Annotated in this window: 18 protein-coding genes; 10 read left to right on the plus strand and 8 right to left on the minus strand. The window is 43.4% G+C overall.

Annotation, left to right across the window (positions count from 1 at the left end; all coding sequences use genetic code 11):
- Positions 1-89 precede the first annotated feature (89 nt).
- Positions 90-1,070, plus strand: coding sequence for a GlxA family transcriptional regulator (locus AK822_RS05630; RefSeq protein WP_060490872.1), 981 nt, complete (start codon positions 90-92; stop codon positions 1,068-1,070).
- A 115-nt stretch (positions 1,071-1,185) separates the two neighbouring features.
- Here the strand turns inward: AK822_RS05630 and AK822_RS05635 are convergent, their stop codons facing one another.
- On the minus strand, positions 1,186-3,339 hold the full coding sequence (locus AK822_RS05635) for a heavy metal translocating P-type ATPase (RefSeq protein WP_060490873.1): 2,154 nt from the start codon (positions 3,337-3,339) through the stop codon (positions 1,186-1,188).
- Positions 3,340-3,491: 152 nt separating this feature from the next.
- On the opposite strand from AK822_RS05635, the gene cadR reads away from it, so the two are divergent.
- Positions 3,492-3,902 (plus strand): Cd(II)/Pb(II)-responsive transcriptional regulator, encoded by a 411-nt coding sequence (cadR, locus tag AK822_RS05640; RefSeq protein WP_060490874.1) that lies wholly within the window; start codon positions 3,492-3,494, stop codon positions 3,900-3,902.
- A 141-nt stretch (positions 3,903-4,043) separates the two neighbouring features.
- Here the strand turns inward: cadR and AK822_RS05645 are convergent, their stop codons facing one another.
- Complete coding sequence (locus AK822_RS05645; protein ID WP_060490875.1) at positions 4,044-4,238, minus strand: heavy-metal-associated domain-containing protein; 195 nt, start codon at positions 4,236-4,238, stop codon at positions 4,044-4,046.
- 151 nt (positions 4,239-4,389) lie between these two features.
- Here AK822_RS05645 and AK822_RS05650 point away from each other — a divergent pair, with 151 nt between their 5' ends.
- The 3 genes from AK822_RS05650 to AK822_RS05660 all read left to right on the plus strand — a co-directional run bounded on the left by AK822_RS05650 (position 4,390) and on the right by AK822_RS05660 (position 9,332).
- Positions 4,390-6,858, plus strand: a complete 2,469-nt coding sequence (locus tag AK822_RS05650) for a heavy metal translocating P-type ATPase (protein WP_060490876.1) — start codon at positions 4,390-4,392, stop codon at positions 6,856-6,858.
- A 65-nt stretch (positions 6,859-6,923) separates the two neighbouring features.
- The gene (gene cueR / locus AK822_RS05655) at positions 6,924-7,316 is read left to right on the plus strand and encodes a Cu(I)-responsive transcriptional regulator (RefSeq protein WP_060490877.1); all 393 of its coding nucleotides are present in this window, start codon (positions 6,924-6,926) and stop codon (positions 7,314-7,316) included.
- 432 nt (positions 7,317-7,748) lie between these two features.
- Complete coding sequence (locus AK822_RS05660) at positions 7,749-9,332, plus strand: ABC-F family ATP-binding cassette domain-containing protein (protein WP_060490878.1); 1,584 nt, start codon at positions 7,749-7,751, stop codon at positions 9,330-9,332.
- A gap of 131 nt (positions 9,333-9,463) precedes the next feature.
- Here the strand turns inward: AK822_RS05660 and AK822_RS05665 are convergent, their stop codons facing one another.
- The 3 genes from AK822_RS05665 to lipB form a co-directional block, all read right to left on the minus strand.
- Positions 9,464-9,931 carry a hypothetical protein gene (locus AK822_RS05665; protein ID WP_060490879.1) on the minus strand — a complete coding sequence of 156 codons (468 nt, stop codon included), beginning with the start codon at positions 9,929-9,931 and terminating at the stop codon, positions 9,464-9,466.
- A gap of 161 nt (positions 9,932-10,092) precedes the next feature.
- Positions 10,093-10,623, minus strand: a complete 531-nt coding sequence (locus AK822_RS05670; protein WP_010198287.1) for an inorganic diphosphatase — start codon at positions 10,621-10,623, stop codon at positions 10,093-10,095.
- 208 nt (positions 10,624-10,831) lie between these two features.
- The gene (gene lipB, locus AK822_RS05675; protein WP_060490880.1) at positions 10,832-11,614 is read right to left on the minus strand and encodes a lipoyl(octanoyl) transferase LipB; all 783 of its coding nucleotides are present in this window, start codon (positions 11,612-11,614) and stop codon (positions 10,832-10,834) included.
- 602 nt (positions 11,615-12,216) lie between these two features.
- On the opposite strand from lipB, the gene AK822_RS05680 reads away from it, so the two are divergent.
- The 5 genes from AK822_RS05680 to pncB all read left to right on the plus strand — a co-directional run bounded on the left by AK822_RS05680 (position 12,217) and on the right by pncB (position 20,588).
- Entirely contained in the window at positions 12,217-13,701 is a 1,485-nt protein-coding gene (locus tag AK822_RS05680; protein WP_060490881.1) for a coniferyl aldehyde dehydrogenase, read from the plus strand.
- A gap of 343 nt (positions 13,702-14,044) precedes the next feature.
- The gene (locus tag AK822_RS05685) at positions 14,045-15,976 is read left to right on the plus strand and encodes a glycine betaine ABC transporter substrate-binding protein (protein WP_060490882.1); all 1,932 of its coding nucleotides are present in this window, start codon (positions 14,045-14,047) and stop codon (positions 15,974-15,976) included.
- 75 nt (positions 15,977-16,051) lie between these two features.
- Complete coding sequence (locus AK822_RS05690; protein WP_060490883.1) at positions 16,052-16,960, plus strand: ATP-binding cassette domain-containing protein; 909 nt, start codon at positions 16,052-16,054, stop codon at positions 16,958-16,960.
- A 289-nt stretch (positions 16,961-17,249) separates the two neighbouring features.
- A complete protein-coding gene (gene msrAB, locus AK822_RS05695) occupies positions 17,250-19,064 on the plus strand; it encodes a bifunctional peptide-methionine (S)-S-oxide reductase MsrA/peptide-methionine (R)-S-oxide reductase MsrB (protein ID WP_060490884.1) in 1,815 nt (604 codons plus the stop codon).
- A gap of 282 nt (positions 19,065-19,346) precedes the next feature.
- A complete protein-coding gene (gene pncB / locus AK822_RS05700; protein ID WP_060490885.1) occupies positions 19,347-20,588 on the plus strand; it encodes a nicotinate phosphoribosyltransferase in 1,242 nt (413 codons plus the stop codon).
- A 7-nt stretch (positions 20,589-20,595) separates the two neighbouring features.
- Here pncB and xseB read toward each other — a convergent pair whose 3' ends face one another.
- The 3 genes from xseB to AK822_RS05715 form a co-directional block, all read right to left on the minus strand.
- Positions 20,596-20,841: an exodeoxyribonuclease VII small subunit gene (xseB, locus tag AK822_RS05705; protein ID WP_060490886.1), complete on the minus strand. Its 246-nt coding sequence runs from the start codon at positions 20,839-20,841 to the stop codon at positions 20,596-20,598.
- Between the two features lie 62 nt (positions 20,842-20,903).
- Positions 20,904-22,418, minus strand: coding sequence for an exodeoxyribonuclease VII large subunit (xseA, locus tag AK822_RS05710; protein WP_060490887.1), 1,515 nt, complete (start codon positions 22,416-22,418; stop codon positions 20,904-20,906).
- A gap of 213 nt (positions 22,419-22,631) precedes the next feature.
- Entirely contained in the window at positions 22,632-23,000 is a 369-nt protein-coding gene (locus tag AK822_RS05715; protein ID WP_045446124.1) for a hypothetical protein, read from the minus strand.
- Positions 23,001-23,052 lie beyond the last annotated feature (52 nt).

Here is a 23,052-nt window from a genome sequence, read left to right on the forward strand (position 1 = left end):
TGGAAGTGACTGTATAGGCGTATATTTTACAAGTACTATGCTACACTAACGAGTGGCTACATCGACACATAAGAGGTTAATAACGACATATGAGTCATAAACATGCTATTGAAATTGGGCTGGTCATCTATGAGAAAGCACAAATGGCGGCTGTCCTTGGACTGACTGATTTATTAGTGGTGGCCAGTAAACTCGCCGCCAAACGTCAAGATACAATTGATCTGCCTTTACAAGTCAGCCACTGGGAAATTAAGGGTGCTGAGCAGCAGCCTAAGCGCACTTTTTCGAGCAATCCTGATAGCATAGGAAAATTAATAGCCGTCATCATTCCACCCACGTTAGAAGCACCGATTGCAAAGCAAGCGGCAGAACCTTGGCTAGAATGGCTAAAAGAGCAGCATTCGACAGGGGTGATACTGTCGTCTGTCTGCGCCGGTGCTTTTTTATTGGGCGAAACAGGACTACTCTCCAAACGCAAGGCAACCACACATTGGGGCTATGTAGAGGATTTTAAGCAGCGTTTCCCTGATGTGGATCTTGATGTGGATCGTATTATTATTGAGGATGGTGATATTGTGACCGCTGGGGGCGCAATGGCTTGGACAGATTTGGGGCTTAGGATGGTGGATCGCTTTCTTGGTTCTCAGGTGATGAATGAGACCGCTCGTATGTTGTTAATCGACCCTTCAAGGCGTGAACAATGTTATTACAGTGCTTTCTCACCCAACCTCACCCATGGAGACACAGCCATATTAAAAGTGCAGCATTGGTTACAAAGAACCAATGCACAAGATATTGATTTATCTACCTTAGCCAATTGCGCGCAGTTAGAAGAGCGTACTTTTCTGCGGCGCTTTCATAAGGCAACGGGGATGACATCCACAGAATATTGTCAGCGATTACGCATCGGAGAAGCAAAAGACTTTCTACAGTTCTCGTCGTCTCCTGTTGAGCAAATAGCGTGGAAAGTTGGTTATAGTGATGCCAGTGCATTTCGTAAAATATTTAAGCGCCTTGTTGGTTTGACGCCAAGTGAGTATCGGCGCAGATTTAATACGAATAAGGCGTGATAGGTTTAGGTAATGATTTTTTTAAAGGTAGGCACATTGACTGCTTATAGATAAGAGTTAGATGTAATAAAACGGCCACTGATGTAGCCATAACCGTTTTATTTTTTAACTGTCATTAACGGGAAGACACTCCTTTAAAACGCAGTAAACGCAATGCATTCAGCGTGACCAGTACCGTAGCACCAGTATCTGCTAGCACAGCAATCCAAAGTCCTGTCACGCCGAGCACAGTGGTTATCAGAAATATGCCTTTTAACCCAAGTGCAAATATGACATTTTGATGGATATTTCTCATGGTGGCGCGGGATAAGGCAATAAGGTTAGCAACGTCCATCACGCGGCTTTTTAATAGGGCAATATCAGCCGTTTCGATAGCCACATCCGTGCCACTTCCCATCGCAATGCCAATATCTGCCGCTGCCAAAGCGGGTGCATCATTGATACCATCACCAATCATCGCTATTTTACTACTGCTTTGCATCTCGCTGAGTAGACGCAGCTTGTCCTCAGGTAACAGCTCGGCCTGCCACTCTATATCTAACTGACTGGCCAGCGCTTTTGCCGTACGGCTATTGTCACCTGTGAGCATGACAGAACGCACATTCATCTTATTAAGCTGGGCAATAGCTTGCTGTGCATCTTCTCGTAACTCATCACGTAAAGCGACCAATCCGAGCGCATCCCTCGTATGCTCATCAAACAAAATAGAAACCGTTTTACCATCATTTTGTAGCATCTCAATTTGAATCTGCTGCTCAGCTGGCAACATCACTTTCTCAGCGACGTAGACTGGTGAGCCGATGGCCAAAGAGCGTCCAGCGACAGTGGCATGAACGGCTTTGCCTGCCGTAGCAAAGGCATTAGAGGCATCAGGTATTACTACCTTAGCGGCTTTGGCATGATCCACAATAGCCCTAGCAAGTGGATGACTAGAGACGGAGTCGACACTCGCAAACAGTGACAGTAGTTTATCGTGACCCTCAGCAGCGGTATGCGCTGTTTTAAAACCAATAACATCGGTTACGCGTGGTTTTCCTTCAGTCAAAGTACCCGTTTTATCAAAAGCGACGGTACTGACCTGACCCACCAACTCCATGACATTACCGCCTTTGATAAGCAGTCCATGGCGCGTGCCGACCGCCAAACCTGAGGCAATAGCGGCAGGTGTTGACAGCACAAGGGCACAAGGACAAGCTATCAATAATAGCGCCAAACCACGATATAGCCATATTCCCCATTCTGCTCCCATCAGTAGAGGTGGGATAATAATCACTAAAGCCGCAATCGCCATCACGATAGGCGTATAGTAGCGGCTGAATGTCTCAATAAATCGTGCAGTCGGTGCTTTAGACGCTTGCGCTTGCTCTACAAGTTCGATAATACGCGCAATCGTATTATCTGCCGCTGTTTTTTCTACGCGTATTTGTAGTACCCCATCAACGTTGATAGATCCAGCAAAGACCTCAGCGCCTATGGTTTTGGCAACAGGAACAGATTCTCCAGTTACAGGTGACTCATCGAGGCTAGAAACACCTTGAACAATCACTCCGTCAGCAGAAACTCTATCACCGGGACGCACAAGCACCTTATCGTTAATCTGTAATGCAGTCGCTGCCACCTGACATTGTTGTCCTTGCGCGTCCAATAGAATAGCAGTCTTTGGCACTAGTGATGATAACGCTCTGATGCCAGCGCGCGCACGATCAGCTGCGACGCTTTCTAATAGCTCACCAACCGAAAATAGGAACACCACGGCAGCAGCTTCTTCTGCCTCTCCAATGATAAGGGCGCCGATAGCCGCAACAGACATGAGCATTTCAATTGAAAAAGGCGAACCTACTAACGCCAATGCAAAAGCTTTACGGGCGAATGGTAGGACACCGATAGCCACAGCGGCAATAAAAGCCCATGCGCCATATTCAGGGAAAATTAAAGACAACATATATGCGGCACTCATCAAAAGCCCAGTACCAATAACCTGTTTGCCTTTTATGGTTTGCCACCAGCGCTGATCGTTTACCGCTGCTTGACCACCATCAATACCCATCTCATTTTGTTGACTCGTTAACGCTGATACGCCAAACCCTAGGCGCTTAATAGTCTTTTCGATATCTTTAACGTCAGTACTTGTATCAGGTTCTAGAGTTAACTCTAGCTTTTGAGTCGAAAAGTTTAGCTGAACCTCAGAGACACCAGGCATACGTGTTAGTGCCCGCTCAATTTTGCCAACACAACTGGCACAGTCCATACCTTCAATATGATATTGCATAGTTATTTATCCTCTTATTAAAGACATTATGGACCCTATAGTAGCTTCAGGGTCAAGGCTTTTAACGACAAAGGGGTTTGATTTTTTATCAGCAAACCTTATAGTTACTTTATTGTTTTAGATAATAGAAAATACTATTTAAGGAGATACACATGCTAATCAAAATTGGTGAGCTTGCCACGCGCACAGGGGCGACGGTCGAAACCATTCGCTATTATGAGAAAGAGAGGTTATTACCGGAGCCTGCGCGTAGCCAAGGCAATTATCGTTTGTACAATGAGGCGCATTTTGAGCGTCTACAATTTATCCTGCACTGCCGTACGCTCGATATGACTTTGGATGAAGTACGAACCCTGCTTCAGTATAGAGATAAACCTGAGGAAAACTGCGGTGAGGTCAATGTGCTATTGGATGAGCATATCGATGCGGTAGAAACACGTATGGAAGAGCTGGTACAATTAAAGCAACATCTACTAGCGTTGCGGCAAAAATGCGCAAGTGAAGCGCTAGCTGAATCCTGCGGAATATTGCATGCGCTTGCCGATAACTCCTGTCATAAATAAAGTATTCATTTTGGTAACATTATCCACTTTTCATACGTAAAAGTAGACATATCACCAAACGCGCGTGGTCAATAAATTCAAAATGATTCAGCCCATAATCCTTTCTGTTAATCGTATAGACTGCGCGTCTATCAGACTGACTCATTGCACTTGTGCAGGGAAGCCAGCCTTTGCTAAAGCAGCCGTCATCTGCTCAACACTTGCGATGGTTTCGATACTGACCACTTTGGCTACTAAATCAATGTCAATCTTGGCGTTTGAGTCGATATCGTGAATGGTTGCTGTCACACCACGAGCACAGCCGCCACATTTCATATTTACAATCCATAGTTTCATAGCCTTTCTCCAAATAAGTTTTTATTTCATCACTAAGCTTAAGCCTTGTCATGATGGTAAGGTCAAACACATTTTAAAAAAACAGGCTTGACCTTACCATCATGTCAACCTCTATGCTGTTGATAACAGATTGAACATGATAGAGGGTGTTATGAACTCAGAAAATAGTAAGTCTTATCTTTACAATGAAACATTGCCAATTGAGGGTATGACCTGTGCTTCCTGTGTGGGACGAGTGGAAAAAGTATTAAAAAAAGTTGAAGGTGTTGAAAATGCTGAGGTGAATCTAGCGACTGAAAACGCCATGATTTCCTCGTCTCAACCTTTAGATCTAATTGCAGTAACCAAAGCCGTAGAACGAGCCGGTTATAAGGTCTTGGCCTCTCAGCCGATTGAGTTGTCGATAGAAGGTATGACTTGTGCTTCCTGTGTTGGACGGGTAGAAAAAGCCTTAAAAAAAGTCGAGGGCGTACAACAAGCAAACGTCAACCTTGCTACTGAACGCGCATGGGTACAAGGCAACGCTCAAGTACAGAGCAGTGATTTGATTCAAGCCGTTAAAAAAGCGGGGTACACGGCTAAGCAGAATGCGCGTGTTCAACAGGATAAAAAAGCCACGGAACAGCAGCAGCTGAAACGAGATTTAGCGATCTCTTTAATTCTAGCCGTGCCTGTTTTTATTCTAGAAATGGGGTCACATATGATTCCAGCTTTTCATATGTGGGTTATGGACAATATCGGCACGCAACAAAGCTGGCTGATTCAATTTGTTTTGACCACGCTGGTACTTATCTTTCCAGGGCGACGTTTTTATCAAAAAGGTATTCCAGCATTATGGCGCTTGGCCCCAGATATGAATTCATTGGTGGCGGTTGGCACACTGGCAGCTTATAGTTTTTCGCTAGTCGCAACATTTATTCCACAAGTTCTACCTGAGGGCACTGTGAATGTGTATTACGAAGCGGCGGCTGTGATTGTGAGCTTAATTTTATTAGGGCGTTATTTTGAGGCAAAAGCCAAAGGGCGTACCTCTCAAGCCATTCAACACCTAGTGGGTATGCAAGCAAAAACAGCACGTGTTCACCACAATGGGCAAGTGATTGAAGTGCCGATTGCAGAGGTGACCACAGAAACGATTGTTGAGATTCGTCCCGGTGAGCGTGTTCCAGTCGATGGTGAAGTCGTTGAAGGTCAAAGTTATATTGATGAATCCATGATTACAGGTGAACCCGTTCCTGTCAAAAAACAAGTCGGTGATCAAGTGGTAGGAGGCACGGTCAATCAGAATGGAAACTTAAATTTTCGGGCAACTGCCATTGGAGAATCGTCGGTATTGGCGCAAATCATTCGCATGGTTGAACAGGCTCAAGGGTCTAAATTACCGATTCAGGCATTGGTTGATAAAGTCACTATGTGGTTTGTCCCCATAGTCATGCTCTTGGCAATGCTAACTTTTATAGTCTGGTTTATTTTTGGTCCTGAACCTGCTTTGACGTTTGCTCTCGTCAATGCCGTTGCCGTCCTAATCATTGCTTGTCCCTGTGCAATGGGCTTGGCAACCCCTACCTCGATTATGGTGGGGACAGGTCGCGGTGCAGAAATGGGCGTCTTATTCCGCAAAGGTGAAGCATTACAAGCTTTACAAGACGTTCAAGTCATTGCGGTCGATAAAACTGGAACATTGACTGAAGGCAAACCAACCTTAACAGATTTTTATGTCCAACCAGGGTTCGAACGTGAGCAAGTCTTGCGTATTGTGGCATCGGTTGAAGCAAAATCTGAACATCCCATTGCCCTAGCCATTGTTCAGGCCGCAGAGCAACAAAATATTAGCTTATTACCAATTACTACTTTTGACTCTGTGACGGGATTTGGAATCAAAGCAGAAGTGGCAGGTCAAGCCGTTCATATTGGTGCTGATCGTTATATGCAGCAATTAGGACTTGATGTTACTTCCTTTAAAGACGAAGCCGCGCACTTAGGACAAGAAGCTAAAACCCCCATATATGTCGCGATTGACCAGAAGCTAGCAGCCATTATTGCCGTTGCAGATCCTATTAAAGACACCACTTATGCCGCTATTGCAGGTTTACATCAACTGGGCTTAAAAGTAGCCATGATTACAGGCGACAATCGGCATACTGCGCAAGCGATTGCAGCAAAATTACATATTGATCAAGTGATCGCAGAAGTGTTGCCTGATGGAAAAGTAGATGCGATACATCAACTGCAACAACAATATGGACGAGTGGCTTTTGTTGGTGATGGTATTAATGATGCGCCCGCTCTTGCTCAAGCTGATGTCGGTCTGGCGATTGGGACAGGGACGGATGTGGCAATTGAAGCCGCAGATGTAGTGTTAATGTCAGGTAGTTTACAAGGGGTTCCTAATGCGATTGCTTTAAGTAAGGCCACCATCAAAAATATTCGACAAAATCTATTTTGGGCATTTTTCTATAACATTGCTTTAATTCCAGTTGCCGCAGGGGTTTTATATCCAGCATTTGGAATTTTGTTGTCACCTATTTTTGCAGCAGGCGCAATGGCGCTATCCTCTGTTTTTGTGCTAGGTAATGCCTTACGCTTAAAGTATTTTCAGGTGCCAACGATTAAAGCATAGATTATATTAAGATAGGGTTAAAGTAGCCGTTTGGCTTTAACCCTTTTTATATCAGGAGCAAAGTTATGAATATCGGTCAAGCGTCAGAGCAATCGGGAATCTCTCCCAAAATGATCCGCTATTATGAACAGATCGGGTTGCTTGATGCCGCAAAACGCTCAAATTCAGGGTATCGAATCTATTCTACACAAGATATAAAAGACTTATGCTTTTTGAGACAGGCTCGTGATTTAGGTTTTTCGTCCAAACAGATGAAAGAGTTGCTTGATTTGCGGAAAAATACAGATCGGCAGAGTGCTGATGTTAAACAATTGACACTGAAACACATAGAAACCTTAAATCAAAAAATAGCTCAATTGCAAGATATGGTGAGCTCACTACAGATTTCAGCTGATCATTGCTCAGGTGATGCAAACGCAGATTGTGCCATATTAAAAGATCTTGAAAAGAGTAAATAAAATAAATTAGATATAATCTTACCTGTTTTTTATGCATATCTCAGTCTGAAAAAACATGTGTCTAAAAGAATACTTTCAGAAAAAATTAAGGCTATGGTTCCCTAGTGAGGACTTGAACACTCGGCTGTAGTTTAAAGATGACAATGGTTTGAGATATTTAGATAATTAAAGTGTACTTCGGTGTGTACATGCATTGGGATTTTCGAGGGTATTTCAAGTTACTTTTAATTTATCATAACGTCTGTTAAGCGAAGCTTATTTTCTTGTCAGATCATTGTATCCCATCAATAGCTTATTGCGCTCAGCTGTTAGGCTTTAACACTAATGTGGTGCGATTGGACAGTAGTTAATTATCAAAAAGCATGTTAGGCGTTGATTATAATAGGTATATTATCAGTCACAAACCTTATAATTCTAAAAAATAGAGTAAAAATGCAAAATTTAATCGAAGCAAAACAGTTAAGCTTAAACTTCCCTGATTCGCCTTTGCCATTGTTTTCAGGAATTGATCTATTCTTGACTGATGAATTACAAGCACTTATTGGCAGAAATGGAGTAGGAAAATCCTATTTAGCAGCAATATTAGCGGATAAATTAAAACCTAGTGAAGGAAGCGTACATCGCTTTTGCAATATAGGTTATGTGGCTCAAGGTGAGACAGTATTAACAGGAACAGCAGGTGATATTTTAGGTACAAGTCAGATACAGCAAATCAGCAACCGAGTCCTAGATGGTAAAGGCACACTAGAAGACTTTAGCTTTATGGATGATAAATGGAATTGGGAGGTTGAAACAGAAGCGCTTTTAGCAGAAGGGGAGCTAACACTAGATATACTTGATCGTCCGTTTAAGACGCTAAGCGGTGGCGAACAAACACGTCTAAAGCTATTGGCACTTAAAAAACAAGGTTGTGATTTTTTAATACTTGATGAGCCAAGCAATCATTTAGATCGTGATGGGCGTACGTGGCTTGCGCAGTGGTTAAAAAATTTTAGCGGTGGCGTTTTATTAATAACGCACGATACCATCTTGCTAGAGCATGTACAGATTGTTTATGAGCTAACTCCCACAGGACTATCTGTTAGTCATGGTGGTTGGCATGATTGGCTACAAAGTCAGGAGCAATTGCTTCTAGGCGCTCAAAGAGAGGCAGCTCAAACAAAAAAAGAGTTGCAACAAGCCAAACGTGATCAGCAAATTGCTCAAGAGAAAACTGAACAGCGTCAAAGTCGCGGTAAAAATCAGCGCAAAGATAGCAATCAAAGTAAAATTTTTTTAGACCGTGAATTAGGACGTTCTGAAGCTACACAATCACGCAAAGCTAAGCTTCATGATGATCGAACACAAAATGCAGCTGATCAAGCAGCCAGTGCTAAGGCTCAGCTAGAGATCATAGAGCCGCTAGCAATTGTCACCGCACCCCCTGAAGCTGCTAGCAATCCTCTTTTGCATTTATCTAACATCGTTCTACCGTTTGGTGCGACAGCGCCTATTAGCCTAATTATGAATAAAGGTGAACGTATTGCTATCACTGGTAAAAACGGCAGCGGAAAATCTACACTATTAAAAGTAATATCAGGTCAGCTTGAGGCAAAGCAAGGTGAAGTAGCAGTGACTGAGTCCTATCGTTTTATGGATCAGAATTTTTCTTTTCTTGATAAGGAGTTATCAGCACTAGATAATTTTCATCAGCAATCACCTGGCTGGACAGAAGACTTATATCGGACTCGATTAGCACAGCTTAGAATCAAAGGTGACGCTGCAATAAAACCAGTTCATACCCTAAGCGGTGGTGAGCAACTCAAAGTCGCTTTGGCGTGCTTATTTTGTGGTGCTACTGCGCCTGCATTATTACTATTAGATGAGCCAGACAATCACTTGGACATAGAATCAAAAAATTTGCTTCAGCAAGCATTACATGATTACACAGGCGCGCTCATTTTAGTTTCTCATGACGAAAAATTTATAGAAGCTATTGGTAATATGGATTACATAAAATTAGAGAATACAGTTTAGAATGGCATACCCCAAGGGAACCAGCTATTTCAGCCCTCATGCGTATTAGTAGACTACTTAAAATAGACTGCTATAATGGAACCACTTATAACAGACTATAAAAAATTTAACACGACAACCTCCTGTCCTATTTAACCAAATACCCGCCATAATATCCAAAATAATCCAGCCATAATGATGGCAATAACCAATAGCCGTTTCAGCCAATAGGGCATCAGCGGTTTTTTATAGCCTAAATCATTAAGCTGGCTGTCCACACCATTTTGCAGGCTCTTGAATCCTCGACTTTGCTTAGTCGTTTTGACGCGATTTTTGATCAGCTGTCCAGTTTCATCCTCAGCACCTTGCTCTCTATCAAAGCTAATAGCATGGTTAGGAATGCCTTGCTTGCTGGCGATAGTGTTGAGTTTTTGCTGCTGCTTTACCTTTAATTGTGTCTCATAGGCATCAATCCTATTCTTGGCGTCATCCATACTAATGCCTTCATCTGCCGCCAAAGCCTTGATCGCCATCACTAAATTGTTTTTTTCGATCATCATGATGACGTCTCTTGGCAGCTTTGGGTTGACTGGTTTTGAGCTAGGGTCGGGGTTAAACATGACTGTCCTTATGGCGATATGAAAAATAGGTATCGATAGTGTTGATTATTATAACCATTTTACAGCAGTAATATTCAATCAAAAAAATACCGCAATCACGATAATGACTGCGGTATTTTGATAGCTATCCTTTATTAGTATTTCTGCCAATTTTTGATAGCCTATAGGTCTTTCCAGCGTTGGATAGACTCTTTGATGACTTCTTTTGCTTCTGCAACATCGCCCCAAGATTCAACGACCGTAGTGCCTGGTTTTTTCAGATCTTTATAGTGGCTGAAATGGAACTCTAACTGGTTGATTAGCTGCTTTGGTAGATCCGCTAGGCTGTTATAAGCATTGCCTGTATCACGGTCGTCAGCAGGTACGACGACGATCTTGTCATCGACTTCGCCATCATCAACGAACTTCATCACACCAATGACTTTGGCTTTTAAGAAAATACCAGTTGGTAGCGGCTGCTCAGTCAGTAATAACACATCAAGCTCATCACCATCTTCGTCAAGTGTTTGCGGGATAAAACCATAGTTACAAGGCTTGGCAAAAATCTGTGGATCAATACGATCAAGCTCAAATACCGCCAGTTCGCGATTCCACTCAATTTTATGGCTGCTACCAGCTGGGATTTCTACTACTACGTTGATAATGCCGCCGTCTACATCGCCTGCGTCCAAAATTTTGTTAAAATCTGCCATAAAGTACTCCAATTTGCTTTTGTTTTAAGTGCTTGAATAATAAGTGATGATAAAAGAATAACGTCGCGGCACTGCGATATTATCACTGTGCCCAATATGTGCCGCCTGCGATTATAACAAGTTTGACTCAAATTTTCTCACAATGCTTAAGTCTAAGCGTGCACGATATTATGCAAAAAAAGATTATGCAAAAACGGACTCAAAGAACTCACTTGGGTGCGAGTGCGCGTAGCTCAATGAGTCCGGCATGACGCTTAGCAATGTTATCAATAAGTTTTTGGGTCACTTGCTCATAGCTTAAGGCTTCACCAGTTTGTTCATCTGACTCTTTTTGCATAGCCACAAAGTCGGATAACCGTAACATTTGCATCCCCGCATAGCCGCACGGATTAATCGCATTAAATGCGGACAAGTCACAATTTAAATTAAGCGCAATACCGTGATAGCTAAATCCATGTTTAATTTTGAAGCCTAACGATGCCATTTTTCCAAGCATAATTTTATCATCCGCTACAGATGTATCAGCATATAGATAAACACCGGGTGCGTCACGGCGCGCATGGGCGCTGATGGCTGTTGTGTCTGATGAAGCAGGATTTTGCAAACAGTCATTGATGACGTCTTCGATTGCTTGCTCGGCATGCGAGACCAAGTTGCGCACACTCCAGCCCAAGCTATTCAAATCGAACAACCAATAAATAACCAGCTGCCCGTGACCATGCCATGTCACTTGACCGCCGCGATCCGTTTTTATAATAGGCGTATTGGTACGTTGCAAGATGTGCTCTTCTTTACCTGCTTGCCCTAAAGTATAGACATCATTGTGATCGACAATCCATAATTCGTCAGGTGTGCGCAGTCCTTGCTGTTTTTTTAAGTCAATACGCGCAAGTGTACGTGCTAGCATCGCATCGAGAGTGGGAACGTAATCGGCTGTTGTTAGAGATTTGCTGATCAGTGTGTCATTAAGCTGTTGCGTAGTGTTTTGCATGAGAGTCGCAGTCTTATTGTGGTCTGGTTCGAAGAGGTGTATCACTGATATTCAGTCGTGATATCGATAGTGAGTGTAGCAGTTTTTGCGATTGGTACCCAAGATTATCTCTGGTCACGCTGTAAAACTCAACAATCAAAACACTGATAAACGCCCTAACGGAGTAGCCATAATAAGCAAAAGTTCTCAGTGCTTAATATGAAATTTCTAGCATTGTGATGCGTGTTTATAGACACTTATTTCATACAGACGCAGTAGTCAACTTAATGTGCTGTTCATTGATTCGTTGATGCGCTACATTAAAGTGCAATGAATGGAATCGCATTACTTATGTTCCGGGGTTGCCATCAATGTAACCCGCTGATTAGGGCGTGTCCTCAATTCAATCGATTACTTTCTAAATGGGCTAAAAATAGCTAAATTTTGCCAAACATCGTCAAATAGCTTATTAATATCTCGATATTATTTGCGCTACTTTTCTTGTTTGACGGCAATTTATCTCATGTTTATCACCATTTTTAAAATGAGGACAAGCCCTAGAAATACAGAGTCTCTAACCCAATAGAGTATATTGACTCCAACGCAGATGACAAGGAAGATAAATGACAGATAATAATCAAAACATGAATGAGCAGACCTCAATCGACACGGATATGTTGCAGCAACCAGTGCCAAAATCGCCTAGTATTGCTAATACGGTTGATGAGATGCGAGCGCAATTTTCACGCTTACAAACACTCAGTCGCACGCAGCCAATCAATGACTGGGCCACTCGTGAAACCCAACTAGACAGTCTGGAAATTATGCTTAGCGATAACCAAGCCAGTTTCGCCAAAGCGATCAGTGCCGACTTTGGTTATCGTAGCGAATCAGAGACCCAGTTTGCCGAGTTGTTTCCTAGCTTTACTGGTATCAGTCATGCCAAAAAGCACGGTAAAAAATGGATGAAAGTTCAGCGGGCTTCTATTTCAGCGCTGTATATGCCAGCTCATAATGAAATTCAGCCTCAGCCATTGGGCGTGGTTGGTATCATGGTGCCTTGGAACTATCCGTTATTTTTAGCAGTAGGACCGATGATTGATGCGCTCACTGCTGGCAACAGAGTTATGATCAAGATGAGTGAAGCGGCACCGCAGTTCGCCCAAGCATTTGCCAGTGCGATTGCTCGTTATTTTTCACCAGACATGATTTGTGTAGTACTGGGTGAGGTAGACATTGCGGTTGCTTTTAGTGAGCTGCCTTTTGATCATCTGCTTTATACGGGCTCTACAGCTGTGGGCAAAAAAGTCATGGCGGCGGCGGCTCCTAACTTAACACCCGTCACGCTCGAGCTGGGCGGTAAATCACCGGTCGTCGTGTTAGAGGGCGCAAACTTAGAAAACGCCGTCAATCGTGTGATGATGGGCAAAACACTAAATGCGGGTCAGACCTGTATTGCCCCTGATTATGTGCTGATTCAACGCCAATATCATGAAGAGTTTATCCGTTTAGCAAAAGAGTGGATGGAAAAGCACTATCCAAATATTGAGAGCAATACAGATTACTCACGTATTATCAATGGCGAGCAATTTAAGCGTGTCAAAGGCTATCTAGATGCATTATCGAGCGACGGGATTCATAAGCTCACTGATGCTGAGTCTAATATCGAAACGCGTCTAATGCCGCCTGTCATCGTGAGTGAGCCTGCCCCTGATAGTGATGTGATGCAGGACGAGATTTTTGCGCCGATTTTGCCATTGATGCATTACGATACGCTTGATGATGCCATTCATTTTGTCAACGAGCGACCACGCCCACTGGCGTTATACGTTTTTGGTGATAACTACAACGCCCTAGAGAAAGTACGTAACAATACGGTCTCTGGTGGCCTATGTATTAATGAAGTGCTGATACATGTTGCCCAGCATGACTTACCGTTTGGCGGGGTTGGCGATTCAGGAACCGGTGCTTACCATGGTAAAGCGGGATTCGAGCGTCTTAGCCATATGAAACCAGTATTTGTACAATCCAAGTTAAATGGGTTGAATTTGTTGTTGCCACCTTATGGCGGGTTGTTTAAAAAAGCCATGGCAATGTTTTTAAAATAACAAATGCTAAAGCGAGCAAAGTTGACATAACTTTCGTTCAAGTAAACAAAAATACCTAATCATTGTGAGCAATCATATAAGCAACTTTAAAAAACAGCATCTATCTCAATAGGTGCTATTTTTTTGTATAAAAGTAAGCGATAAAAAATTAATGAGCATTTGTCATCTTGTCTATAAATCGCTACACTTTGTAGTAAGCCTAAACGATAGTAGTTTTAGATGAAGGCGTTGCCTAGTCTTCAACGACTGAATGAGCCATCAGCAGTATACGCTTGATGTAAAGCAATAATATTATTGCCTTGGGCGTTCATTTCCATAATAAAAATTATAAATAGGACATCTTATGCGCCAATGGATTGCGTTAAGTTTACTATGCATGAGCGTGTTGTTACTGCCAGTATCGGCATCAGCAGCCTGCGAATCACCAATCAAATTTGGCGCTCTGACATGGGAGAGCGGTCAATTTATCTCTGGGGTGCTTAAGTACATCGCTGAAGATGGCTATGATTGTACAATTGAAGAGGTGCCGGGTGCTGGTCCTGCACTCGAAACGGCATTGTCACAAAACGACATTCAAGTGATTGGCGAGCAGTGGGTTGGACGCTCGCCAATTATGGAACAAGCCATCGAGCAGAATAAAGTGGCGGTCATCGGTGATACGCTCAAAGGCGGCGCAACTCAAGGTTGGTATGTACCCAAATATGTATTAGAAGAAAACCCAGGTCTACGCAGCTATCAAGACTTGCCTAAATATGCTGAGCTGTTTAAAGATCCCGAAGACCCTAGCAAGTCACGCTTTATGAATTGTCCGTCTGGTTGGACGTGTGAGATTTTCAATACTCGCTTGCTGAAGAATACAGGTTTGGACAGTATCTTTAATAATGCCCACCCCGGCACTGGGGCGGCGCTCGACGCCGAGATTGCCTCTGCTTTTGAGCAACATAAACCACTACTGTTTTATTACTGGCAGCCTACGGGCTTGATGGCAAAATATGACTTTGCGCCATTAGAGTTCCCTGCTCATAAAGATGCCTGTTGGCAAGACTTATTACGAGCGGATGGCACCGCCGATTGTGTGTCTGGATTCCCTGTCTCACCTTTAGGTATCGCAGTATCTACCCCTTTTATTGAATCCAATCCAGAGCTTGCTGATGTTTTTAAAAAAGTTCAGTTTAGCTCCGATGAGCTCAATGGCGCTATCTTGGAGATGAGTGAAAATAAACGTAGTGGCGATGAGCAAGCACTAGCATTTTTGCGTAAATATCCGAGCGTCTGGCAAGCATGGTTGTCTGATGAAGCAGCCAGTAACCTTGCGGCTAAGCTAGGCATCAGCTTAACGGGCGAGGCTATCACTGCAGGTGCAACCGCCTCTAGCACTAATCGATCGACCTCATTATCGAGCTTTCCTTCTTGGTCGCTTGAAACCCCGCTTAATAACACATTGGCAAGCGTTGTCCAAAATTATGGCGATGTGTTTCGTGCCGTCAGTACCATGGCGTTAACCTATCTATTGCTACCGATTGAGCGTCTATTAACCACTATGCCGCCTTGGCTTATCATTGCGCTTGTGACCGTATTGGCATGGTTTGGCGTCCGTAAAATCTGGTTTGCACTGGCATGCGGCGCAGGACTGTTTCTCATTGGTGCATTTGGACTATGGGGCGCATTGATTGATACCTTGGCACTGCTCATCGTATCAGTGTTGGTGACCGTCGTGATTGGTATTCCTATTGGCATTGCTATGTCGGGCAGTAAAATTCTTCGCAAGGTTGTGACGCCGATACTGGATGTGATGCAGACCATGCCAAGTTTTGTCTATTTGATACCCGTATTGATGTTGTTTGGGATTGGCAAAGTGCCTGCGCTATTTGCCACTATTATTTATGCCTTGCCGCCACTGATTCGGCTGACGACATTGGGGATTACCCAAGTCAATCACGAGATGGTCGAAGCAGGGCGCTCGTTCGGTAGCACACACTTGCAGCTGCTCATTTGGATTAAATTGCCGCAAGCATTACCTAGTATTATGGCGGGCGTGAATCAAGCGGTGATGATGTCGCTCTCTATGGTGGTGCTCGCTTCTATGATTGGCGCACCGGGGCTTGGCGAAGATGTGTTGCAATCGATTCAAACGCTTAATATCGGTCAGGGCTTACAAGCAGGCACGGCGATTGTCATCGTTGCCATTATCATTGACCGCATTACGCAAGCGTTCGGTCAAGGTAAGCGTGCGCGGCAAAAAACCATTGATGCTAGCAGGCATCCCATTGGTTAATTATCAGTGCCATGGTCGAATGTTCAACGCGCCCTAATCATAATGATAACTAGAAAAATAAAAATGAGAGCCATCATGAATCATATTCAATTGGAAAATATCAGCAAGATTTATAATGCCAATAGCTCGCAAGCAAAGTCTGCATTGGCATTACTAGCAGAAGGTATGGATAGTATTCAAGTGAAGGAACAAACAGGCTATTCGGTCGGGCTTTATGACATCAATTTGAGCGTTAAAGCAGGTGAGCTGCATTGTATTATGGGCTTGTCAGGTTCAGGAAAATCAACCTTGATACGCCATATTAATCGTTTGATTGACCCAACCAGCGGTAAAATATGGGTTGATACTTCTATTAATGCTAAGCCGTCTACTATTACTAAGCCCTCCACTAATGCCAAATCCTCTGCTGATTTATTAGAAAATGGAAAGTCATCGCCTGCTATTAATATTTTAGAGCTAAATGATAAAGCGCTACAGCATTATCGCCAGCAGACACTCAGTATGGTTTTTCAGCATTTTGGTTTGGTGCCACATATGACGGTGCTGCAAAACGTCGCTTATGGCTTGCGAGTGCGAAAAATGAGTATCAAAGAACGCCACGAGGTTGCTCGGCATTGGCTTAATGAAGTTGGGCTAGCAAATTTGGAGAAAAGTTACCCTGATGAGCTGTCAGGAGGGATGCAGCAGCGTGTCGGGCTGGCGCGTGCCTTAGCAACCGATAATCCGATATTGCTGATGGACGAGGCTTTCTCTGCCCTTGATCCGCTCATTCGTGCCCAATTACAAGACCAACTACTTGAGCTACAAGCACGGCTAAACAAAACCATCGTCTTTATCACTCATGATATCGATGAAGCGATTAAGGTCGGTCAGCGGATTAGTATTTTAAATGGTGGGCGTTTGGTACAAACGGATACACCCAGTGAATTGCGCCACAACCCAGCTGATGATTATGTGGCTCAATTTATGGGTGCTAAAATTTAATTTAAAAATAACACGACGTTTTTTTAAATGCTGTTTTATAAATTACACCTGCAAAATGATAGATTTGTGTCTATATCATGATTCTTACACTGTTGTTAAAAAAGTGTAGCAACCCATTAGTTACTATTAAAGTAAACTCCATCATCGATGTATACTATTAAGATACTCTAATAATATATTAGCTTTGCTAAAATTTCGATTTATCCACTTTCATTGACCACGTAAGAAGACCATGAGCGAGCATAAAAACTCAGTTTATGATCGTAAGACTTCGTAAAAAGGACCTCGCATGCCGCATAAGAAAATTCGCCATAATGATCGTAGTCATACTAATAAGTTAGCGACAGACTCACCACATGATTCATCACGTTGGCTAAAGAATGTCAGTGCCGTTGGTGTCACGACAGTACTGAGTGCTGGCATATTGGTCGCTTGTGGACAAATGAGTAGTGCGGAGAGCAATGCAAGTAGCACGACCAAATCAGCCAAGCAAAACAGTGGAGTGACTAGCTCACGTGATATGTTGCCCTCCGATATGCTTGGGCAAATGCAAGTACTGCCGCAATTGACAAAAGGCTTAGGTGACACGGGCACAGCAGTCATTGATCCTAATAAACCAACCTTGATTAAATTTTGGGCAAGCTGGTGCCCATTATGCTTGGGCACGTTGGCAGAAACCGAAGAATGGCGTACCGATCCCACGTTCGCTGATTTAAATGTCGTGACTGTTGTCAGTCCCGGTCATCTAAACGAAAAAGTCGATGGCGACTTTAGCACTTGGTATGCAGGCGTCCAAGCAGACTATCCAAAGCTACCAGTATTGTCTGACGCTTCAGGCGAGCTGATTAATAAGCTTGGCGTGCAAGTTTATCCAAGCTGGGCGATACTCGATAAAAGCGGCAACTTGGTGCATTTGGTGAAAGGCAATATATCGGCAGAGCAAGCCTATGCTCTCGCTGAAAATGCCAATAATGATTTTGCTGAGCTTAAAGCAGGGAGTGCTAAACCAGCAAACGCGCAAACCTTAGACAACAACAGCAAGATTGAAACCATCAAACAAAAAGAGGGCGTTTATTATAATGATAAAGGCAAAGCGATTAATACGCGCTCAATCTACTTGGCGGGCGGCTGCTTTTGGGGCGTAGAAGCTTACATGGAGCGCGTCGAGGGTGTGATCGATGCTGTATCAGGCTATGCCAACGGCGATACCGCCAATCCAAGCTACGAGCAAGTGATTCGTGGCTCAGGTCATGCCGAAGCCGTCAAAGTCACTTACGATGCGGATAAAACAGACCTTGATACTATCTTAAAATACTACTTTCGCGTAATTGATCCAACCAGCCTCAACAAACAAGGCAATGATCGCGGTGTACAGTACCGCTCAGGCGTTTATTACACCGATAAAGAAGATAAATCAGTGATTGATGCCGCACTCCAGCGCGTGCAAAGCCAGTATAAGCAAAAAGTTGTGGTAGAAAATGAGCCGCTAGACAATTTCTACTTAGCTGAAATGTATCATCAAGATTATCTGGCAAAAAACCCAAATGGCTATTGTCATGTTGATTTAAGCCTTGCCGATGATAAGCCAGAAGGCACTGCGCGTACCAAGCTTGCACCTGTAAGTACCGTTGCTGAGACCTTAGATCCTAAGCGTTATGCAGGATTTGATAAAGGCGCGCTCAAAAACACCTTGACCAAAGCACAATACAATATCACGCAAGATGCCGGTACTGAGCGCGCCTTTAGCCATGAATATGATAATTTATTTGCGCCGGGTATCTATGTCGATGTGGTGAGCGGTGAGCCTTTATTTTTATCAACCGATAAGTACCAGTCTGGCTGTGGTTGGCCAAGCTTTACCAAGCCGATTGATATGCAAGTCATTACTCAGCATGAAGACACCGCTTTTAATATGGTACGCACTGAAGTTCGCTCGCGAGTAGCAGACTCACATCTGGGTCATGTATTCCCTGATGGGCCAAAAGATCGTGGCGGGCTGCGCTATTGTATCAATGGCGGGGCGCTACAGTTTATTCCAGTCGATGTGATGCCGCAGTCAGGCTATGCGCCATTAGTGAAGTTGGTTAAGCCTGCAAAATCTTGACTATTAATACTGATAATCGACTTTATAAAAAGACGTTAAGATAATTCTTAGCGTCTTTTTTGTGATTGATGCCTTGAGCATAATTACTATCACAGCATGATGGTTCGTTTTATTATCGTTGTATTTTTGCTGTTATAGCCGTTGAGTTATGAAAAACCAACCAAACTTCGTTATACTCAAAAGCTGAGCGTTTTCTATTATTACTACTTTTATAGTTATGTATACCTATTTCGTCGCTGGATTTGTTTGGCGGCTTTTCATTTTTGTATTTAAGGCTGTAACATGACCGTTACTCATACCTCTAAACCTTTTGAACCTATTATTACCTCTTTACTCGATAATGATTTATATAAATTTACGATGCTGCAAGCCATGCTGCATCAGTTTCCACAGACACATGGTGTTTATCGCTTTCGCTGCCGTAATAATAAAGACACGCTGTATCCATTGGCTGATATTAAAGATGATCTAGAGCAGCAATTAGACAATTTATGTGAATTACGATTTTTGGAGGATGAACTAGAGTACTTACGTGGTTTGCGCTTTATGCGCTCAGACTTCGTTGACTATCTAGAATTGTTTAAGTTGAAACGTCGTTTTATTACCGTCAGTACGGATGATAAAGGTCGCTTATTTATCGATATCGAAGGGCCGATGATTCAAGCGATGTTCTTTGAAGTGTTTGTACTCGCCATCGTTAATGAGCTGTATTTTGATGCGCTATCGACTGCCAGTGTGATTGAAGAAGGTCAGCACAGATTAGATGAAAAAGTCACATTATTGCATCAATATGCGACAGAGCAGGAAAAATGTGATGCTAATACGCCGCCATTAATCATCGCTGATTTTGGTACTCGTAGACGTTTTAGCAAAGCTTGGCAAGCCCATGTGGTTGAGACTTTGCATAAAGCGGAACCAAAAATAGTGAGCGGTACTTCCAACGTGTATTTAGCAAAAAAACTCGGAATGACACCGATAGGTACGATGGCACATGAGTTTATGCAGGCATTTCAGGCTTTGGATGTGCGTTTACGTGATTCACAAAAAGCGGCGCTTGAAGCATGGGTACATGAGTATCGCGGCGATTTGGGTATTGCGCTGACCGATGTCGTTGGCATGGATGCGTTTTTACGCGATTTTGACTTGTATTTCGCTAAGCTTTTCGATGGTTTACGTCACGATAGCGGCGACCCGTATATCTGGGGTGATAAGGCGATTGCTCATTATAAAAACCTTAAAATAGACCCAAGAACCAAGATTTTAACCTTTAGTGATGGCTTAGATTTGGATAAAGCTTGGGATTTACATCAGTATTTTAAAGGTCAAATAAAGACCAGCTTTGGTATTGGTACCAACCTCACCAATGATATGGGTATCACCCCGATAAATATCGTCTTAAAATTGGTTGAATGCAATGGGCAGCCAGTCGCTAAACTGTCAGACAGTCCAGGCAAGACTATGATTAATAACGACACGTATCTTGCCTATTTGCGCCAAGTATTTGAAGTCGACGAGCCTGAATAGAGTTGACTTAACTGTCGCTATTCTCTGATTTATCTTCTTCAGCAAAAGCGGCATCTAGTGCTTGCTGTACCGCATTGATACGGGTTTCGCAAACGCGATAAGCAGCAATTGACTCTTCCACTGTGGTCATCAGATTATCAATATCTGGCTCATCTTGTTGCTGTAATTCAGCGGCATTGGTTTTTAGAATATCATAAGCCGCCTTAAAGGTTCTTGGGGCGGCTTTTTTGCGTCGGCGAGTAGGGGTTGTCATAAGGTTTCCTAATTTTAAAACAAAGTCTTTGATTAAGTTGAATCAACGGTAGGTTGTACTTCTTATTTATTAATATTTACGTCAATAATCTGTGCTTTTGCTTTACCGTCCTTTAAGAGGATGTGCACCGTTTGTTTTGGATGGAGCTGCGTACCGCTGGTTAGTATTTGCTTATCTTTTGCATCAGTAAGCATGGTATAGCCTTGCTTGAGCACCCGAGAAGGGCGATGCAGGAGCACAATATCACGCAGATGTTCGCTATCACGCTGTGCTTGTATTAACTGCTGCTGTGCCGAATGCATAATCGTTTTTTTGTTATTTTGACTGGCGCTAGCAGCCACTGTTAACTGCTGATAGGCCGCTGCTTGAGTCTGTGTGCGTAGCTCGCTGGTGAGTCTGGCGGCTTGCTTGACCTGTCGCTGAGCGCTTTGCTGAATACTACGCCACGCATAATCGCTGTCTTTTTGCAGAGCGGTTAATTGACCAATCGTCTGCGATTGTATTTGGCTCAACTGGCGTGTCGTTTGTTGTTCAGCGGTGTTTAATTGACGCTGAGCAGCTTGTTTGATTTGCGCTTGGTATTGCAGTGTGTGAGTGACGAGCTGGGCTAAATGCGTCATGATAGCGGCAATCACCTTTGATGGGGTATCAAAGCTAGTATGCGCCACTTCATCTAAGATAACTTTATCACGCTCGTGACCAATGCCAACCCAGACAGGGATGGGCTGCTCGGCAACCAATGCTGCCAATTCATAATCATTTAGATAGGCTAAATCACCGACCGCACCGCCGCCACGAATAATGACTAATAAGTCTGGCAGGTGCTCATAAGTATCAAAAAACTGCTGCTTGGCGTTAACGATTGCTTGGCGGATTTCGCTTGGCGCATGATTACCCTGAAAGGTCGCGTTATGATAATGGAAATGACAGGCACCTGTGCGCGCTAAGCGATCAGCGTCGGCTTGAAAATCACCTAATCCAGCGGCTTTTTCAGGGGCAATGACCAGCACATGCTCAATATCAAACGGAACAGGCAGCTGTTGATTCAGGTTTAATAAGCCTTCTCCCGTCAAGCGATCGACCATCTCTGCATATTGCCGTGCTAAGTCGCCTAACGTGTAGCTAGGGTCAATATCTTCAATAGTGAGAGAGAAACCATATTGCGCATGGAAGCCTGCGGATACTTTGAGCAATACCGTCAAATCACGGTCAAGGGGCATGCCAGTTGCGCGCTCAAATTTTGCTAATACCCGCGCGGCTTTAAAGCGCCAAAGATTGCCGCGGCAGCTAGCAATGACCTTACCGTCGTCATCTTTTTCTGCCAGCTCAAAGTAATAATGCCCGCCTTTGCTAGATAGATTGCGAATCTCTGCTTTCACCCATACACGGTGGTTAAAGGTCTGTTTGATAACCATATCAACGGCTGATAAATAGTCACTCAACCGCAGAACGGTATCTTCTAAATTGACTTCAATATTGTTTTCTTGCTCAGCTAACTCGGCTTCCAAGGTCGCTAAATCTTTAGCAGGCGCTAATACCTTAGCTGGTTTCATATTTGACAGGTTGGGTTTGCGCATAATAATAGACCAAAAGTGAGGGAGCTTAAAAACGGGCTGTTTATAGAGTAAGAGTCATAAAAAATCAGAAAGGGTAGTTTACCCCAAAAGCGAGCACACAAAAAGAGAAGCCAACCAGTCAGCGACTAATATATTCTTATCGCTGATCGGTTGGCTAAATACTTTATTAAATAACGAGCCACCAAATAAGTGCTTTATAAAATAATAATTATTTTATTGGCAGCGAAAGTTGATTTTATACTCGTAATCGTCGTCACGTGATAAGTTCGGCGAGCCCGTACCAAGGATCGTACCGAGGACGGCACTGGCTTGCCCAATCATCCGACCTGTATTTTCATCTAAAATACCGTTATAAGTGACTTTGTCATCGACGATAATAACTTGCTTACCTCTGCAAGTCTTTTGTGCGCTGTCTATCGCATTTTGCTGTGCTTTTACTTTGCTATCGGCGATGCCAGTCGTCTCATAAATAGAGTTGGCACGCTGGATAACTGGTGATGAAGGCGTAGTTTGGCAAGCACTTAGGGCGAGTGCTGCCGCCAAAGTAGCAGTCAGTGCAGCGGTTTTATTAATAGTATTCATAAACGATTCCTAATGTCTGTCAGTCATACATAAAGTTGAATATCACAGCAAA

Origin of the sequence: Psychrobacter sp. P11F6 (genome assembly GCF_001435295.1) — a bacterium.
In the GTDB taxonomy this organism is placed as follows: domain Bacteria; phylum Pseudomonadota; class Gammaproteobacteria; order Pseudomonadales; family Moraxellaceae; genus Psychrobacter.

Excerpts from the sequence above, each read along its gene's own strand:
- AK822_RS05660 (WP_060490878.1), top strand. The coding sequence starts at position 7,749 with ATGCAAAATTTAATCGAAGCAAAACAGTTAAGCTTAAACTTCCCTGAT.
- pncB (WP_060490885.1), top strand. The coding sequence starts at position 19,347 with ATGACCGTTACTCATACCTCTAAACCTTTTGAACCTATTATTACCTCT.
- cueR (WP_060490877.1), top strand. The coding sequence starts at position 6,924 with ATGAATATCGGTCAAGCGTCAGAGCAATCGGGAATCTCTCCCAAAATG.
- AK822_RS05670 (WP_010198287.1), bottom strand. The coding sequence starts at position 10,623 with ATGGCAGATTTTAACAAAATTTTGGACGCAGGCGATGTAGACGGCGGC.
- cadR (WP_060490874.1), top strand. The coding sequence starts at position 3,492 with ATGCTAATCAAAATTGGTGAGCTTGCCACGCGCACAGGGGCGACGGTC.
- AK822_RS05665 (WP_060490879.1), bottom strand. The coding sequence starts at position 9,931 with ATGTTTAACCCCGACCCTAGCTCAAAACCAGTCAACCCAAAGCTGCCA.
- xseA (WP_060490887.1), bottom strand. The coding sequence starts at position 22,418 with ATGCGCAAACCCAACCTGTCAAATATGAAACCAGCTAAGGTATTAGCG.
- AK822_RS05630 (WP_060490872.1), top strand. The coding sequence starts at position 90 with ATGAGTCATAAACATGCTATTGAAATTGGGCTGGTCATCTATGAGAAA.
- AK822_RS05680 (WP_060490881.1), top strand. The coding sequence starts at position 12,217 with ATGACAGATAATAATCAAAACATGAATGAGCAGACCTCAATCGACACG.
- AK822_RS05685 (WP_060490882.1), top strand. The coding sequence starts at position 14,045 with ATGCGCCAATGGATTGCGTTAAGTTTACTATGCATGAGCGTGTTGTTA.
- AK822_RS05650 (WP_060490876.1), top strand. The coding sequence starts at position 4,390 with ATGAACTCAGAAAATAGTAAGTCTTATCTTTACAATGAAACATTGCCA.
- msrAB (WP_060490884.1), top strand. The coding sequence starts at position 17,250 with ATGCCGCATAAGAAAATTCGCCATAATGATCGTAGTCATACTAATAAG.
- AK822_RS05715 (WP_045446124.1), bottom strand. The coding sequence starts at position 23,000 with ATGAATACTATTAATAAAACCGCTGCACTGACTGCTACTTTGGCGGCA.
- AK822_RS05635 (WP_060490873.1), bottom strand. The coding sequence starts at position 3,339 with ATGCAATATCATATTGAAGGTATGGACTGTGCCAGTTGTGTTGGCAAA.
- AK822_RS05645 (WP_060490875.1), bottom strand. The coding sequence starts at position 4,238 with ATGAAACTATGGATTGTAAATATGAAATGTGGCGGCTGTGCTCGTGGT.
- AK822_RS05690 (WP_060490883.1), top strand. The coding sequence starts at position 16,052 with ATGAATCATATTCAATTGGAAAATATCAGCAAGATTTATAATGCCAAT.
- xseB (WP_060490886.1), bottom strand. The coding sequence starts at position 20,841 with ATGACAACCCCTACTCGCCGACGCAAAAAAGCCGCCCCAAGAACCTTT.
- lipB (WP_060490880.1), bottom strand. The coding sequence starts at position 11,614 with ATGCAAAACACTACGCAACAGCTTAATGACACACTGATCAGCAAATCT.